Source organism: Streptomyces sp. KL109B (assembly GCF_030766935.1).
Taxonomy (GTDB): domain Bacteria; phylum Actinomycetota; class Actinomycetes; order Streptomycetales; family Streptomycetaceae; genus Streptomyces.
The window spans coordinates 157,092-171,345 of record NZ_JASERL010000003.1 but is presented as its reverse complement, the minus strand read 5'-3'; the positions used below and the strand labels follow the sequence as shown (position 1 = coordinate 171,345).

General features: G+C 68.5%; 12 protein-coding genes. 6 read left to right on the top strand and 6 right to left on the bottom strand.

What is annotated here, in order from left to right:
* Positions 1-46 precede the first annotated feature (46 nt).
* The 3 genes from RBJ65_RS12065 to RBJ65_RS12055 form a co-directional block, all read right to left on the bottom strand.
* A complete protein-coding gene (locus RBJ65_RS12065) occupies positions 47-4,354 on the bottom strand; it encodes a hypothetical protein (protein ID WP_306318501.1) in 4,308 nt (1,435 codons plus the stop codon).
* Positions 4,355-4,648: 294 nt separating this feature from the next.
* On the bottom strand, positions 4,649-4,912 hold the full coding sequence (locus RBJ65_RS12060) for a LuxR C-terminal-related transcriptional regulator (protein WP_306332128.1): 264 nt from the start codon (positions 4,910-4,912) through the stop codon (positions 4,649-4,651).
* A 213-nt stretch (positions 4,913-5,125) separates the two neighbouring features.
* Positions 5,126-5,551 (bottom strand): hypothetical protein, encoded by a 426-nt coding sequence (locus RBJ65_RS12055; protein WP_306318503.1) that lies wholly within the window; start codon positions 5,549-5,551, stop codon positions 5,126-5,128.
* A 222-nt stretch (positions 5,552-5,773) separates the two neighbouring features.
* On the opposite strand from RBJ65_RS12055, the gene RBJ65_RS12050 reads away from it, so the two are divergent.
* Positions 5,774-6,169 carry a hypothetical protein gene (locus RBJ65_RS12050; RefSeq protein ID WP_306318504.1) on the top strand — a complete coding sequence of 132 codons (396 nt, stop codon included), beginning with the start codon at positions 5,774-5,776 and terminating at the stop codon, positions 6,167-6,169.
* A gap of 83 nt (positions 6,170-6,252) precedes the next feature.
* Here RBJ65_RS12050 and RBJ65_RS12045 read toward each other — a convergent pair whose 3' ends face one another.
* On the bottom strand, positions 6,253-8,496 hold the full coding sequence (locus RBJ65_RS12045) for a transglycosylase domain-containing protein (RefSeq protein WP_306318505.1): 2,244 nt from the start codon (positions 8,494-8,496) through the stop codon (positions 6,253-6,255).
* A 450-nt stretch (positions 8,497-8,946) separates the two neighbouring features.
* Here RBJ65_RS12045 and RBJ65_RS12040 point away from each other — a divergent pair, with 450 nt between their 5' ends.
* A complete protein-coding gene (locus RBJ65_RS12040; RefSeq protein WP_306318506.1) occupies positions 8,947-9,291 on the top strand; it encodes a WhiB family transcriptional regulator in 345 nt (114 codons plus the stop codon).
* 61 nt (positions 9,292-9,352) lie between these two features.
* On the opposite strand, the gene RBJ65_RS12035 is transcribed toward RBJ65_RS12040, so the two are convergent.
* A complete protein-coding gene (locus RBJ65_RS12035; RefSeq protein ID WP_306318507.1) occupies positions 9,353-10,600 on the bottom strand; it encodes an ArsA family ATPase in 1,248 nt (415 codons plus the stop codon).
* Positions 10,597-11,559 carry an ArsA-related P-loop ATPase gene (locus RBJ65_RS12030; RefSeq protein ID WP_306318508.1) on the bottom strand — a complete coding sequence of 321 codons (963 nt, stop codon included), beginning with the start codon at positions 11,557-11,559 and terminating at the stop codon, positions 10,597-10,599. The genes RBJ65_RS12035 and RBJ65_RS12030 overlap by 4 nt, the downstream gene beginning before the upstream one ends.
* Before the next feature lie 85 nt (positions 11,560-11,644).
* Between RBJ65_RS12030 and RBJ65_RS12025 the strand changes: the two genes are divergently transcribed.
* The 4 genes from RBJ65_RS12025 (at position 11,645) to RBJ65_RS12010 (ending at position 14,251) form a co-directional block, all read left to right on the top strand.
* On the top strand, positions 11,645-11,809 hold the full coding sequence (locus RBJ65_RS12025; RefSeq protein ID WP_086020382.1) for a DUF4177 domain-containing protein: 165 nt from the start codon (positions 11,645-11,647) through the stop codon (positions 11,807-11,809).
* Positions 11,806-12,327 (top strand): RidA family protein, encoded by a 522-nt coding sequence (locus RBJ65_RS12020; protein WP_306318509.1) that lies wholly within the window; start codon positions 11,806-11,808, stop codon positions 12,325-12,327. Before RBJ65_RS12025 ends, RBJ65_RS12020 begins: the two co-directional genes overlap by 4 nt.
* A gap of 194 nt (positions 12,328-12,521) precedes the next feature.
* Positions 12,522-13,421: an NUDIX hydrolase gene (locus tag RBJ65_RS12015; protein ID WP_306318511.1), complete on the top strand. Its 900-nt coding sequence runs from the start codon at positions 12,522-12,524 to the stop codon at positions 13,419-13,421.
* Positions 13,421-14,251 carry an MBL fold metallo-hydrolase gene (locus tag RBJ65_RS12010; RefSeq protein WP_306318512.1) on the top strand — a complete coding sequence of 277 codons (831 nt, stop codon included), beginning with the start codon at positions 13,421-13,423 and terminating at the stop codon, positions 14,249-14,251. The genes RBJ65_RS12015 and RBJ65_RS12010 overlap by 1 nt, the downstream gene beginning before the upstream one ends.
* Positions 14,252-14,254 lie beyond the last annotated feature (3 nt).

Sequence of the window (14,254 nt, the reverse complement as noted above, 5' to 3'; positions counted from 1 at the left end):
AGGTCGGCTACGTAGGTCGGCTACGTAGGTCGGCTACGTACGTCGGCTACGGCGTCACATTGTCGAGGAAGCCCACAGAGGCCTCGTCGCAGTGCACCACCCCCGCCGGCCGGAATCCGGGACCGTCACCGATGATCGGCACCGGCGCGTCCACGCCCCAGGGGTTTCCGCCGCTGCCCCGGCCCACCACGTCGCATTTGCCGAACGCGTTGCCACCGATGCTGTTCGCTCCGGGGATGTTGGAGAAGTTCTTCCAGTCCCCGCCCTGGATGCGCTTGCTCGACGGGTTGCCCCGGTTGTCGGTCATCTTGTCGTCGATGTAGAGGTACAGGTCCGGCATGTAGCTCTGGAAGACGATGCCGTCCTCCGGGCTCGCGTCGCGGTTGTTGGCCTTGTGCGTCGGCTTGACGCTGCCGTCCGCGCAGAACGCGGCCGCGATGTCCTGCCAGATGGGCGGGGCGTTGCCGATCTGGCTGCCGAAGATGTTGTTGGTTCCGTCGTTCTTGAAGAACATCGAGTAGACGTCCCCGGCGAAATTCCGTACGCCGATGTTCGTCTTCGTACTGGACTTCACCTTGTCGACCCAGGCCTTGACGTTGTCGTTGATGTACTTGTGCGCGACCATCGGCCGGTATCCGTGGACGCCGCCTCCGATGGCCCGGAAGTCGACGCAGGTGTTGTCGGAGTTGAGGTGCGCTCCCCTGAAGTGCGGGAAGTACGCCTGCCCCGGGGTGTCTCCGGTGGTGTACGGCTGGACGAGCTGGTCCCGGCCGTATTCCAGCGCGTCCTGGGTGACGTAGTCGATATTGGGTTTCTCGATTCCGTAGTCCGTTTCGATGGCCTTCATGATGTCGGTCACGAAGTGCGGCAGGTGGGCGTTGCCGACGCGGACGCGGTAGTCGCCCGATTCGCTGCCGGAGACGATCTTTCCGGTGGAGGTGTCGACGATGAAGCTGACGTCGACATCGCTCTTGATCTTGTAGCTGTTGTCGTCGGACAGCGCGACGCTGGCCGGCTGCGACGGGTCGGGGCGTTCGTTCGCCATGGCCATCCAGCGGGGGATCGACATGCCGGGTACGGAGCCGTCGGACGTGGGCGTGTGCCCGCCTGCCTTGATGTCCTGGTACCACTTCTCGGCCGCGTCGTACGTCTTCTGCCCGCTGCACTCGCCCACCGGCGTCGCGGTCGGGCACCGGGCCGCGCCGGTGATGCCCATGGCGTCGGCGCCGTCCGGGTTCGACCACAGCGGGCCCTTGTAGGACAGGCCGATGGCCCAGTTGTAGAGCGTCGTCATGGTGCGCAGCGGCGTCTGGATCTCCGCCGGCATGTTCGAGTCGAGGTCCTGGTTCGGGTCGAAGATCGCGGCCGCGGTCAGGGAGCGTTCGACGAACTTCCCGTTGATCGGCTCGACGGCTACGGCGTCGTAGGCGATGTCCTTGTCCCCGGTGCCGTCCGGGGTGATCGTCGACAGGGAGACCTTGGGGCGGCCGTCGAACATGAAGGCCCCGATGGAGACCCATCTGTTCGTGCTGCCGTTCTGGTCGACGACGCGGGTCTTGACGCCCTTCGACGTGGTGATCTTGTACGCGGCGTACTTGGTCTGGGCGCCGTGGTCGGGCAGGTGCACCCAGATCTTCGCCGGGCCCGTGACCGTCTGGCCGAGGGTCCACGACCCCGTCGCCCTGAGCCGCTGTCCCTTGTCGTTGTCCGAGCGGGTGTGGCCGAAGTAGAAGTGGCCGCCGAAGCCCGCGCCGAGCTGGTGCAGGTCGACCTTGCCGGGCCACACCGTGGCGAGCGTCCCGTCGTGGGCCTCGCCCCACTCGCCGTCGCCGAAGTCGAGGCTGAACGTCCCTTCGTTGGTCCAGCCGCTGTTGCCGCACCCCGGTCTGACGCTCGGGGTGCCCTGCGGCACGTCGTCGATGATCTTCGCGCCCGAAGGCAGGCCGGAGCGTGAGCAGTTGGGCGGGTAGGCGGTGCCGTCGGCCTGTTCGGCGTCGTAGTCGGGCGAGGTGAAGCGGAAGAACTCGTTCCCGCAGGAGTAGGAGCAGTCCGTCTTCCACTGCACCGACTGGAACCACCAGCACTTGAAGTCGTCGCGGGTGCACGGGCCTTGGCCGGGTTCGTTGTCCGCGCCGTCACCGATCTTCGACGGCTCGCACCAGTTGTACGGTCCGCAGAACAGGTCCTCCGGCGGCTTCACGTGAGCGCGGTTGTACTTCGCCGAGCCCTTGACGGTGGCGTCCTCGCCGGTGCCGTTCCACCAGGCGGCGCGGAACGCGGGCACCATCGTGCCGGGCGATTCGAGGAACGCAGGCGGGTGCGCGGCGAATCCGAGCACCTTCTCGGGGTACGGCCAGTTCTGCGGGCGCGCGGCGGCCGAGGCGTCCTCGTTGCCGAGCCGGTCCTCCATGAACGGCGTACGACCGGCGTCCCATTCGGGGTTGGCGGGGTTGTTGGCCCAGCCCACGCCCCACGGCTCGTTGCCGTTGACGTTCTCGTAGAAGCCGCTGTTGTAGGCCCACAGCGCGAAGAACCAGTTCTCCAGCTTGGTCGGGTCCCCGTCGTGCACCTGGAGGCCCGCCTGCCTGGTCTGGTTCCACTTGGAGACCAGGATCTGCAGTCCTGCGGCGATGTTGGCCGCGTAGTCGAGGGCCACGGCGCGCTGCTTCTGGTAGTCCCAGGCGGTGCCGCCCTTGCCGTGCTCGCGGCCTGCCATCCGCATGTGGTCGGTGACCTGGGTGATGCCGTAACCGCAGTCGGCGTCGGACCAGTTGACGTCCCAGTCGTTGAGGTCGGTGCCGTCGTAGTAGTCGATGCCGTAGTAGTTGCCGATCAGCGGGTTGCCCGTCACGCCGGGCACCGCGGAGCGGGCGGCCTGCCACATGTTCGACTCCTGCGTGGTGATGCCGAGCATCACCTGGGCCGGTACCCGGCCGCCGCCGTCGAGGGTGGGGTAGTCGAAGAGGGTCTGCGGGGCGTACCCGGGCATGCCCAGGTTCTTCCAGTTCGCCGGGCGGGTGGCGCCGATGTTGAGCTTGTTGGTGATCGCCTTGTCGACGGCCCACTCGACCTGGCGCGGCTTGGGCTGCATGGCCTGGTTGCGGGGGTCGTTGCGCGGCACGGAGCAGGTGCGCTCCGACTCCACGATCTCCGAGGAGGAGCCGGTGACGTCGGCGGTCGCGGCCGAGGTCGCCGACAGGGTCTGGGTACGTGTCCCGCCCTCCCGGCTCGCCCGCGAAGACGCCTTCCGGCCGCCCGTGCCCAGGAGCGGCGACGGCGTACGCGACGTCTTCCACTGGGCGGACTTGGCCCGCAGCGGGGTGACGGTGAACCTGGCCCGCTCGCCGCTGTCGCGCACGGTCGCGGTGATGTTGACCGCCCGCGCGTCCGTCGCCTCGTCCGGGTGCAGATACGAGGGTGAGCCCTTGCCGTCCGCCCACGCCGTGTGCTGTACGAGGGTCGCGCCGTGCGTGGAGAGGGTGGCGTCCTTGTCCGCGCCGGCGAGCCGGGTCACGGTCTTCGGCAGGGCGCGCGAGGTCGTGACGTCGCCGGTTACGTAGACGTGGCCGCCGCGGCGCGTCAGACCGGTGGCGCCGAGCGGGCCCGAGCCCAGCTTCGCGAGCTTGCCGCCGGCCCAGCGGCGGACGAGGGCGGTCTCCTTCTCCTTGAGGCTGTCGCGCTGCTCGCGCTCCAGGAAGACGTAGCCGCCGTCGCTGTCCTTGCTGATGTGGGACGGGACGGTGCCGACCGTGGCCCGCGTCGCCTTGTGCCCCTCGGCGTCGATCTCGACGAGGCTGCGCCCGGAGGCCGCCGCGATCTTCGTGTCGGTGGCCGGGACGGCGGAGGTGATCTGGCCGTTCACCACGACGGGCTCGCTCACCTTGCCGGTGGCGGCGTTCACGCGGATCAGCCGGGTCTGCTTCTTGTCCTCGCCGGGGGACTGCGTCAGGACGGCCTCTTCGCCGGTGCCGCAGCCGGGGTCGTAGTAGGAGAGCGAGGCGTTGACCTTCAGCTTGGTCACCGCGCCGGTGGCCAGGTCGACCACCGCGGAGAATCCGCCGCGCGCCATCAGCTTGGGGTTGTTGGTGAACGTCCGCGGGGCGTACACGACCACGGCGCGCTTCCCGGACCCGGTCACACAGGCGTTGCCGATCCACTGGTCGGCGTCGAAGCCCGGTTCGGCGAGGGAGGCGAGCGTCTTCCACGCGTAGCCGCTCTGCTCGGTCGCGGTCAGCAGGTGGAAGCCCTGCGCGTCACCCGTGGTGGTCCAGGCGACGTCCTTGGACTTCTTGTAGTCCGCGCCCAGCACGGCGGCCCGGTCCCGCCCCGGCACCGAGTCCGGGGCCGGCTTCACGGCGGCGGTCCTGCTGGCGGCGGTCTTGCTGGTTGCGGTCCTGCCGGCTGCGGTCTTGTCGGCGGCGCTGCTCTGCGCGCCGTCGGCCCAGGCCAGGGAGGGGAGGAGGCCCGCTGCGAGCGCACCTGCCGTCGCTACGACCAGAGACGTCCGTAAACGTCTTCGTGTGTGTTTTTGTCTGCGGCTTCGCACTTTTTCTCCGGTACTCATGAGAAACCGCCGCATTCCGTCTGGGAGGACGGCGTGCGGACGGTTTGGTGTGGGTGTATCGGCGGAGCTTCGGTCGACCGATTCTCAGGTTTTCGTGACGTTTCCCGGGGGAATGCGAACGGTCTTCAGCCGGACCGGTTCCGCGGTCCGAAGAAGGCCGAGCTCCTGTGCACGCGCCCCCAGTGCGACGCGCCCCTTGGCGTTCAGGCGCAGCATGATTCTGTGGACACGGCGCTGCACAGTTCGATGCCCTATGCGTAATCTTCGCGCGATTGCCGCGTCATCCATTCCGCGATAGAGCATCTTGAGAATCGACAGGTCGAATTCGTCAACATGTGGGCTATGCATGGGCGGGTACCCCCTCCACGGGCCACAACCTGCAAACTCGATCACACATGATTTTGCAGTGCACGCATCCGCGGGGGCAAGCTCCCGATCCATCTCAATGCCTAACAATCCGGACATTCCGCTTGGCGGGAATACGTCATTCAGGAACCCGGAGAAAGATCAAATCGTCGCCCCCGGGTTGACGTAATTCAGCTGTCTGTACAGAAGCGCTGCTCAGGCGACCGGATACATGGTTATGCAGGTCTGCAGCTGCCCGGCGTTGGTCTGGCAGACCCTGATCGGCACGTTGGTTCCGTCCTGGAAGGCGGGGATATTGAACTCGGTGGACGTTCCGTAGCCGGCCGTCAGCCACTTTTCCGGCAAGGGGGTGGACCCCCACCTCAACTGCGCGTATATCCCCTTGCCGTCCGCCGCCTCGTCATACATGTACACGTGTTCTCCGTAGGCGATGAAATCGACCGAACTCGCCCTCGATCCATCACTGCCCCGGTAGTACACCGTGCAGTTCTCGCCCCCGGGGTCCTGGGATGAATTCGTGCACGACGTATAGCCCGTGTCCGCGTGCGCCGTACCCGTCCCCATCAGAACGAGAAAACTCGCGGCTACCGCACTGGTGGCGCCCCTCTTGGTGAATCGCATGAATGACCGTCCTTCGTGTCGAAGACTGACGGGAGTGCGTCGGTAATTCAAGGTCGGCGGTGCGGCGCCGAGGGGCAAGGCGCAATTTCGAATTGGCGTAATCGCGCCGCCGGGCGCAATTACGTCAGTTTGTCCTCAGGCGTTGCATTCACGTGGTGGAGCTAATTAACGTCCCCATCTGGGATTCGACAGGAGAGCGGAAGCCTTTTCACAAGGAGAGTCATGCGTACATACCAGCGGGCAGTGGGAGTCTTCGGCGCCGGAATGGCGCTCGTGTTCGCGATGAGTGGCAGCGCGTCGGCGGGTACGTCATCGATCGCGACGGACACGAGCCACTACGGGTCGATCGTGAACTTCATCCCGGATGACGAATGGGTCAGTGTGCGCGACGAGGTCTCCGACGGGCACTCCGCCGTCGGGCTGGTCGACTCCCATATCGGTGGGGAGCCCCGGAGCTGGACCCTGTGGAACGCCAAGGGCAGCGCCACGCAGCAGATTTACGACCTCAACATCGCCGAAGGGGAGCAGGTCGTCATCCAGGCATGCCTGGGCGAGTACGGGTCCAAGACCATTCTCTGGAGCACCTGCGGTGACCCGGACTTCAGCGGCAGGGCATGAGCGAACACGTGAAAGGGGCCCGCCGACCAGGCGGGCCCCTTTCACGTTCTCGGTGGGTCTAGGTCTAGGTCTAGGTCCAGGGTCTAGCGGCCCCAGCCGCCCCCGTGGCCGTTACCGTTCCCGTTTCCGCCGATCAGGTCCGGCGGGATCGAGATGTCGGGCAGGGGATCGGCGTCGCCGTTGCCGCCGTCGTCGGAGTCGTCGCCCCCGGGGTCCGCGGGCTTGTTCTCCTTTTCCTTCTTCTTCTTGTCCGGGTCCGGGATGTTCACCTTGTTGAAGGTGGGAGCCTCCCGGCCGGACAGCGCGCCGGTCATCGCGTCCCGCCAGATCGGCCCCGGCGTATCGGCGCCGAAGACCTTGTCGTGGGGCACGCCGCCGATGGTGATGTTGGTCATCTCGACGTTCTGCATCGGGCTGCCGACCCACACCGCCCCCGACAGGTTCGGCGTGTACCCCGCGAACCACGCGTTCTTGCGGCCGTCGGTGGTACCGGTCTTACCCGCGTTGTCCCGGCCGGAGAGGCCCGCCGTCTTGCCCGTACCGGAGTCGATCACGCCACTGAGCAGCGTATTGATCTTGTCGGCGGTCGACTCCGACATCGCCCGCGAGCACTTCGACTTCGGGACGGGGAGCGACTTGCCGTTGGCGTCGGTGATCGACTCGATCGCGACGGGCGTGCAGTACGTGCCGCGGTTGGCGAACGCCGCGTACGCGGAGGCCATCGTCAGCGGCGAGAGGCCCGTCGAGCCGAGGGTCATGGACGAGGGCACCTCGTCGACCTTCTTGCCGTTGCCCTGCACCACGCCCAGCTTGTCGGTCATCTTCACGACCGGGCACATGCCCATGTCGCCGATCATCTGCACGAAGTACGTGTTGATGGACTTGGCCATCGCCTCCTTGAGGCGATACGGGCCGACCTCCGACTCGTTCTCGTTCTCCAGCTTGTAGCCGCTGTCGTTCACCCACGGCTTGCCGCTGCACGACTGGACCCTGCTCGGGTACGGCATCGAGAACGGCGCCGGGTACTGCTTCGTGACCGACATGCCCTTCTCCAGGGCCGCCGCCGCCACGAACGGCTTGAACGTCGAACCGGTCGGGAAGCCGAGGTTGGAGCCGCCGTCCCGGTAGTTGACCGAGTAGTTGATCTCGGACTCGTCCTTGTTGACGTCGGAGCCGTACGGCTTGGACTGGCCCATGCCGAGGACCTTGCCGGTGCCCGGCTCGACGAACGCGCCCGCACCGGCGACCTTGTCCGTCTTGTAGACGTGCCGGTTGAGCGAGTCCTCGACCGACTGCTGGGTCTGCGGGTCGAGCGTGGTCTTGATGGTGAGGCCGCCGCGGTTCCAGACCTTGGCGCGCTCCTCCGGGGTGTCACCGAAGGCCGGGTCGTTCTTGAAGGCGTTCTCGACGTACTTGCAGAAGAACGCGGCGCCGTGCTCCGCCGTGATGCAGCCGTTCTGCGGCCTGCTGACGTTCAGTTCGATCGGCGTCTTCTGCGCCTTCTCGGCCTCGGCGCGCGTGATGTCGTGCGTCTCGGCCATCCGCTGCAGCACGATGTTGCGCCGCTTCTTCGCCTCGGTCTCGTCGTTGACCGGGTCGTAGCGGCTGGGGGACTGCACGATGCCGGCGAGCAGGGCCGACTCCTGGACGTTCAGGTCCTTGGCCGACTTGGAGAAGTACCGCTGGGCCGCGGCCTCGACGCCGTACGCCTGCTGCCCGAAGTACGTGATGTTCAGGTAGTTGGCGAGGATCTGCTTCTTGCCGATCTCGTCCTCGACCTGGATCGCGTACTTGAGCTCCTTGACCTTGCGGCCGATCGTCTGCTGCGTCGCCTGCGCCAGCTTGGTCGGGTCGTCGCCCGCCTCTTCCATGAAGACGTTCTTCACGTACTGCTGGGTGAGGGTCGAGGCGCCCTGCGAGACGCCGCCGTTCTGCGCGTTGGCGTTGATGGCGCGCAGGATGCCCTTGGCGTCGATGGCGCCGTGCTCGTAGAACCGCGAGTCCTCGATCGCGACGATCGCCTTCTGCATGTACGGCGAGATGTCGTCGAGCTTCACGACGGTGCGGTCACGCGAGTACGTCGTCGCGATCTTCCCGCCCTCGTTGTCGAGGATCGTGGTGCGCTGGCTCAGCGGCGGGGTCTTCAGCGTCGCCGGGATCTCGTCGAACCCCTCGACCGAGCCCTTCGCCGCGAGACCGAGCGCGCCTGCCGCGGGCAGGGCGATCCCGGCCAGCACGGCTCCCGCGAGCACACTGACTCCGAGGAACTTGGCGGCCTGTTGGGCCGGCGACATGCCGCCGCCACCGCCCGAGCGCTTCTTTCCCATACGGGGCAGCCTACGTGTCGATTCTCCGGACAGGCGTATATGCCTTGGCCTAAGCTGCACTCAACTGTCACAGCAGTGCGGTCTCGTATCAAGATGCGGGACGACCCCGAATCGTTCCCGGCACGTATGACGTGCCTCTTGTAGTCATTCCAGGGCCCTTTCGCGGAGCTTCGCGTAGGGCTCGGGGGGTGTCCGAATCCGCCTTGTGTGTCACTCGATGACCGTTGTGACTCAAGTGAACTGTCCTGGTTTGCCGGGGTTATTACGCATGTCCTCCGGTCACTCCGTCGGGTGATCTGCCGCTTACGCATAGTCCGTTCGGGCCATTCAAGATTGGGCCCGAAGGGGGTGTTGCGCTGTGCCCACCTTCCGTAACGTCCTCAACTGGCGGCGGTGAATATGCCGCTGCCGCCGTGGGGGAGCCTCGATTCGGGAGAGGACGGCGCCGGTATGGGCTGGGTAGTCGACTGGAGTGCGCAGGCGGCCTGCCGCACTACCGATCCGGACGAACTGTTCGTTCAAGGAGCAGCGCAGAACCGGGCGAAGGCGGTGTGCACGGGATGCCCCGTGCGGACCGAGTGCCTGGCGGACGCGCTGGACAATCGCGTCGAGTTCGGCGTGTGGGGTGGCATGACGGAGCGGGAGCGCCGCGCGTTGCTGCGCAGGCGTCCGACCGTCACCTCATGGCGCAGGCTGCTGGAGACGGCGCGTACGGAGTACGAGCGCGGCGCGGGCCTGCTGCCCGCGGAACTGGAGAACGACGAGACGTACGAGAGGTACGCGGCCGTCGGATAGCCGGCGCGCGCACCGCGGGTCACCTCACCTGCAACCGCAGGTCAGCTCACCCGCGTACGGCTCATGCTGCTCCGGCCGGAGTGCCACCGGCCGCGAGCCGTTCCCCGATGTCCCTGAGGCCCGTCAGGTCGTGTACGTCACCGGGCAGCGCCGCGACTTCGGTCACGGCGACCTCGGGATGGAGCGCGGTGAAGCGGTCACGCGTGCGCTGTTCGCGCGCGACCATCTGTATGCGCTCGGCGTGCAACCGCAGCAGTCCCGCGGTCAGTTGCTCAATGGTGGGATTCGCGGGCGCCGGGTCCGGCGGGGGAGCCGGTTCGGGAGTGGCACGACTCTCTTCCTTCCCGTCCGCCTGATCCACAATGCGGCGCTCGTCAAGATTTTCCGCGGCGGCGAGCGCGCGTTCGGCCGAAAGCCTGCCCGCACCGCTCGCGTGCACCCGGTTCAGTACGAGCCCGGCCAGCGGCATCTTCTCCGCGGCGAGCCGCTCCACGAAGTACGCCGCTTCGCGCAGCGCGTCCCGCTCGGGCGCCGCGACCACGAGGAACGCGGTGCCGGGCGCCTGAAGCAGCTTGTACGTGGCGTCCGCGCGGGTACGGAAACCACCGAAGGTGGTGTCCATCGCGGCCACGAACGTCTGGACGTCGCGCAGCAGTTGACCGCCGAGCAGCTTGCCGAGGGTGCCGGTCATCATCGACATCCCGACGTTCAGGAACTTCATCCCGGCCCGGCCGCCGACCTTCGCCGGCGCCATGAGCAGCCGGATCAGCTTTCCGTCGAGGAAGGAGCCGAGCCGCGTCGGCGCGTCCAGGAAGTCGAGCGCGGAGCGCGACGGCGGGGTGTCGACGACGATCAGGTCCCACTCGTCGCGGGACCTGAGCTGCCCCAGCTTCTCCATCGCCATGTACTCCTGCGTGCCCGCGAAGCCCGCAGAGAGCGACTGGTAGAAGGGGTTGGACAGGATCGCCTTCGCGCGCTCCTCGTCCGCGTGCGCCTCGACGATCTCGTCGAAGGTGCGCTTCATGTCGAGCATCATCGCGTGCAGCTCGCCGCCGGACCCGTTGTCGATGTCCTTGACCCGGCGCGGCGTGTTGTCCAGCGAGTCGATGCCCATGGACTGGGCGAGCCTGCGGGCCGGGTCGATGGTGAGGACGACGACCTTGCGGCCGCGCTCGGCGGCGCGCAGCCCGAGGGCGGCGGCCGTGGTGGTCTTGCCGACGCCGCCGCTGCCGCAGCACACCACGATGCGGGTGGCCGGGTCGTCGAGCAGCGGATCCACGTCGAGCGTGCCCGAAGGGTTCAGTGTCATGAAATCCCTTGCTGTCGCAGTTCCTCGGCGAGCGTGTACAGCCCGGAGAGGTCCAAGCCCTCGGTGAGCAGCGGCAGTTCGTGCAGCGTCAGCCCCGCGTCGGCGAGCTGCTCGCGCTGCTCGCGCTCCAGGGCGTACCGCTCGGCGTACTCGTCGGCCTGGGCGAGCAGCGGTCCGACGAGCCGCTTGGCGCTGCCGAGCCCGGCGGCCGTCAGCGCCTCCGTGACGGCCGGGCGGACCTCGCCGTCGCGGGCCAGCGCCAGGTCGGGTTCCCCGAGGAGCGCGGGCCGCACCATGTTCACCATGATCCGGCCCACTGGGAGCTTCGCTGAGCGCAGTTCGGCGACCCCGTCGAGGGTCTCCTGCACCGGCATCTCCTCGAGGAGCGTCACCAAGTGCACGGCCGTCTCACGGGACTTGAGGACCCGCATCACCGCCTGCGCCTGATTGTGTATCGGGCCCATCTTGGCGAGCCCGGCCACCTCGTCGTTCACGTTCAGGAACCGGGTGATGCGGCCGGTGGGCGGCGCGTCCATGACGACGTAGTCGTACGTATAACGTCCGCGCTTGTCTTTCCTGCGGACGGCCTCGCAGGCCTTGCCCGTCAGGAGTACGTCGCGCAGGCCCGGCGCGATGGTGGTCGCGAAGTCGATCGCGCCCAGCTTCTTCAGGGCGCGGCCCGCGCCGCCCAGCTTGTAGAACATCTGGAGGTAGTCGAGCAGCGCCAGTTCGGGATCGATGGCGAGCGCGAACACCTCGCCGCCCCCGGGCGCGACTGCGATCTTCCGCTCCTCATAAGGAAGCGCCTCCGTCTCGAAGAGCTGCGCGATCCCTTGCCTGCCCTCCACCTCCACGAGGAGAGTGCGCTTGCCCTCGGTCGCGAGGGCGAGCGCGAGCGCGGCGGCGACCGTGGTCTTTCCGGTCCCGCCCTTGCCGCTGACGACCTGGAGCCTGCTCACGTATTCGAGCCTAACCAGTAGGTCCGACATCCACGCAGCAGCCTCCGGAACGCTTCGGCCACGTGTGGCGGATACAGTCGGCCCCATGGCAAAGAAGTGGGAATACGCGACCGTGCCGCTCCTCGTGCACGCGACGAAGCAGATCCTGGACACCTGGGGCGAGGACGGCTGGGAGCTGGTCCAGGTCGTGCCGGGGCCGAACAACCCCGAGCAGCTGGTGGCGTACCTGAAGCGGGAGAAGGACGCATGACAGGGGCGGCGCGAAGCACCTCGGTTGAGGGTGGTGGCGGGCGACGGGCGGGAGGCGTCGTCGACGCGCGGCTCGCCGAGCTGGGCCTGACCCTGCCGCCCGTGGTGCCGCCGGTGGCCGCGTACCAGCCGGCCGTGCAGTCCGGCGTGTACGTGTACACGGCGGGGCAGCTGCCCATGGTCGACGGCAAGCTGCCGCTGACCGGCAAGGTCGGCGACGAGGTCACGGACGAGCAGGCCAAGGACCTGGCTCGCACGTGCGCGCTGAACGCGCTGGCCGCCGTGAAGTCGGTCGCCGGTGACCTGGACCGCATCGCGCGGGTCGTGAAGGTCGTCGGCTTCGTCGCCTCCGCCACGGACTTCACCGGCCAGCCCGGCGTCATCAACGGCGCGAGCGAGCTGCTCGGCGAGGTCCTCGGCGACAAGGGCGTGCACGCGCGCAGCGCGGTCGGCGTGGCGGTCCTGCCGCTGGACGCGCCGGTCGAGGTCGAGATCCAGGTGGAGCTCACCGAGGCGTAACCGCTCCGCGGAGTCCTGGGCGGGTGGTTCGCGGGGCTCTGCCCCGGACCCCTGCGCCTCGAACGCCGGCGGGGCTGGGCATGTGGAGCCCCTGCGGCGATTGAGCAGCGGGGTCCGGGGCAGAGCCCCGCGACCGCAACCCCGGGCGGGTGGCACCTCTCGAACATCCAGCCGCCACCCGTTAGCCTCCGGCCATGGCAAACGGGCAGTGGTATCCCCCCGAGTGGCCGGAACGTATCCGCGCCCTCGCCGCCGGCACGCTCACACCGGCGACTCCGCGCCGCGCGGCGACGGTGATGCTGCTCAGATCCGGCGAAGCCGCTTCGGGCGTCGAGGTGCACATGCTCCGCAGACGTACGTCGATGAAGTTCGCGGCCGGGGCCTACGCGTATCCGGGAGGCGGGGTCGACCCCCGCGACGACGACCGGCTCGTCCGCTGGGCGGGCCCCACGCGCGCGGAGTGGGCCGCGCGCCTCGGCGTACCGGAACGGGAGGCGCAGGCGATCGTCTGCGCCGCCGTACGGGAGACGTTCGAGGAGGCGGGTGTGCTGCTCGCGGGCCCCACTCCGGACACCGTTGTCGACGACACCACGGGCGAGCGCTGGCAGGCCGCCCGGCAGGCGCTGATCGACCGGGACCTGTCCTTCGCCGAGTTCCTGGACGACCGCGGTCTGGTGCTCCGCTCCGACCTGCTCGGCGCCTGGGCCCGCTGGATCACCCCCGAGTTCGAACCGCGCCGCTACGACACGTGGTTCTTCGTGGCCGCCCTCCCGGCGGGCCAGCGCACCAGCGACGACTCCTCCGAGGCCGACCGCACCGTGTGGATCAGGCCGGGGCGGGCCGCGGCGGCGTACGACCAGGGCGAGCTGTCGATGATGCCGCCGACGATCGCGACGCTGCGCACGCTTGCCGAGTACGCGCGCGTGGGCGACGCCCTCGAAGGGGCGGCGGGGCGCGACCTCACCCCCGTACTGGCCCAGGCGCGCCTGGAGGAGGGCGAGTTGGTGCTGTCCTGGCCGGGGCACGACGAGTTCACCAAGCACATCCCGACCGGCGGATCCGACCGGAACGGGCAGAACGGGGGAGCCTCCTGATGACCGAAGCCGCCGCACTGCCGGGGCAGCCGCGCGGCGGGGTCCTCTCGGGCCCCGCCACCGCCCGCGCGGTCAACGTCCTTGCGCCGAACCCGTCCGCGATGACCCTCGACGGCACCAACACCTGGATCGTCGCCGAACCGGACAGCGACCTCGCCGTCGTCGTCGATCCGGGCCCGCTGGACGACGACCACCTGCGCGCCGTCGTGGACGTCGCCGAGAAGGCGGGCAAGCGGGTCGCGCTCACCCTCCTCACGCACGGCCACCCGGACCACGCCGAAGGGGCGGGCCGGTTCGCCGAGTTGACCGGGACGAAGGTGCGGGCGCTCGACCCGGCGCTGCGGCTCGGCGACGAGGGCCTGGCGGCCGGTGACGTGATCACCACGGGCGGCCTGGAGATGCGCGTCGTGCCGACCCCCGGCCACACCGCGGACTCGCTGTGCTTCCATCTCCCGGCCGACCAGGCCGTCCTGACGGGCGACACCATCCTCGGCCGCGGCACGACCGTGGTCGCGCACCCGGACGGCCGCCTGGGCGACTATCTGGACTCGCTGCGCCGCCTGCGCTCGCTGACGGTCGACGACGGGGCGCACACGGTGCTGCCGGGCCACGGCCCCGTGCTCGAAGACGCCCAGGGCGCCGTCGAGTTCTACCTCGCGCACCGCGCGGGCCGCCTCGCCCAGGTGGAGACGGCCGTCGAGGACGGGTTCGTGTCCGCGCCGGACGTCGTGGCGCACGTGTACGCGGACGTGGACCGCTCCCTGTGGCCGGCGGCCGAGCTGAGCGTGCGGGCCCAGCTCGACTATCTGCGCGAACACGGGTTGATCTAGAAC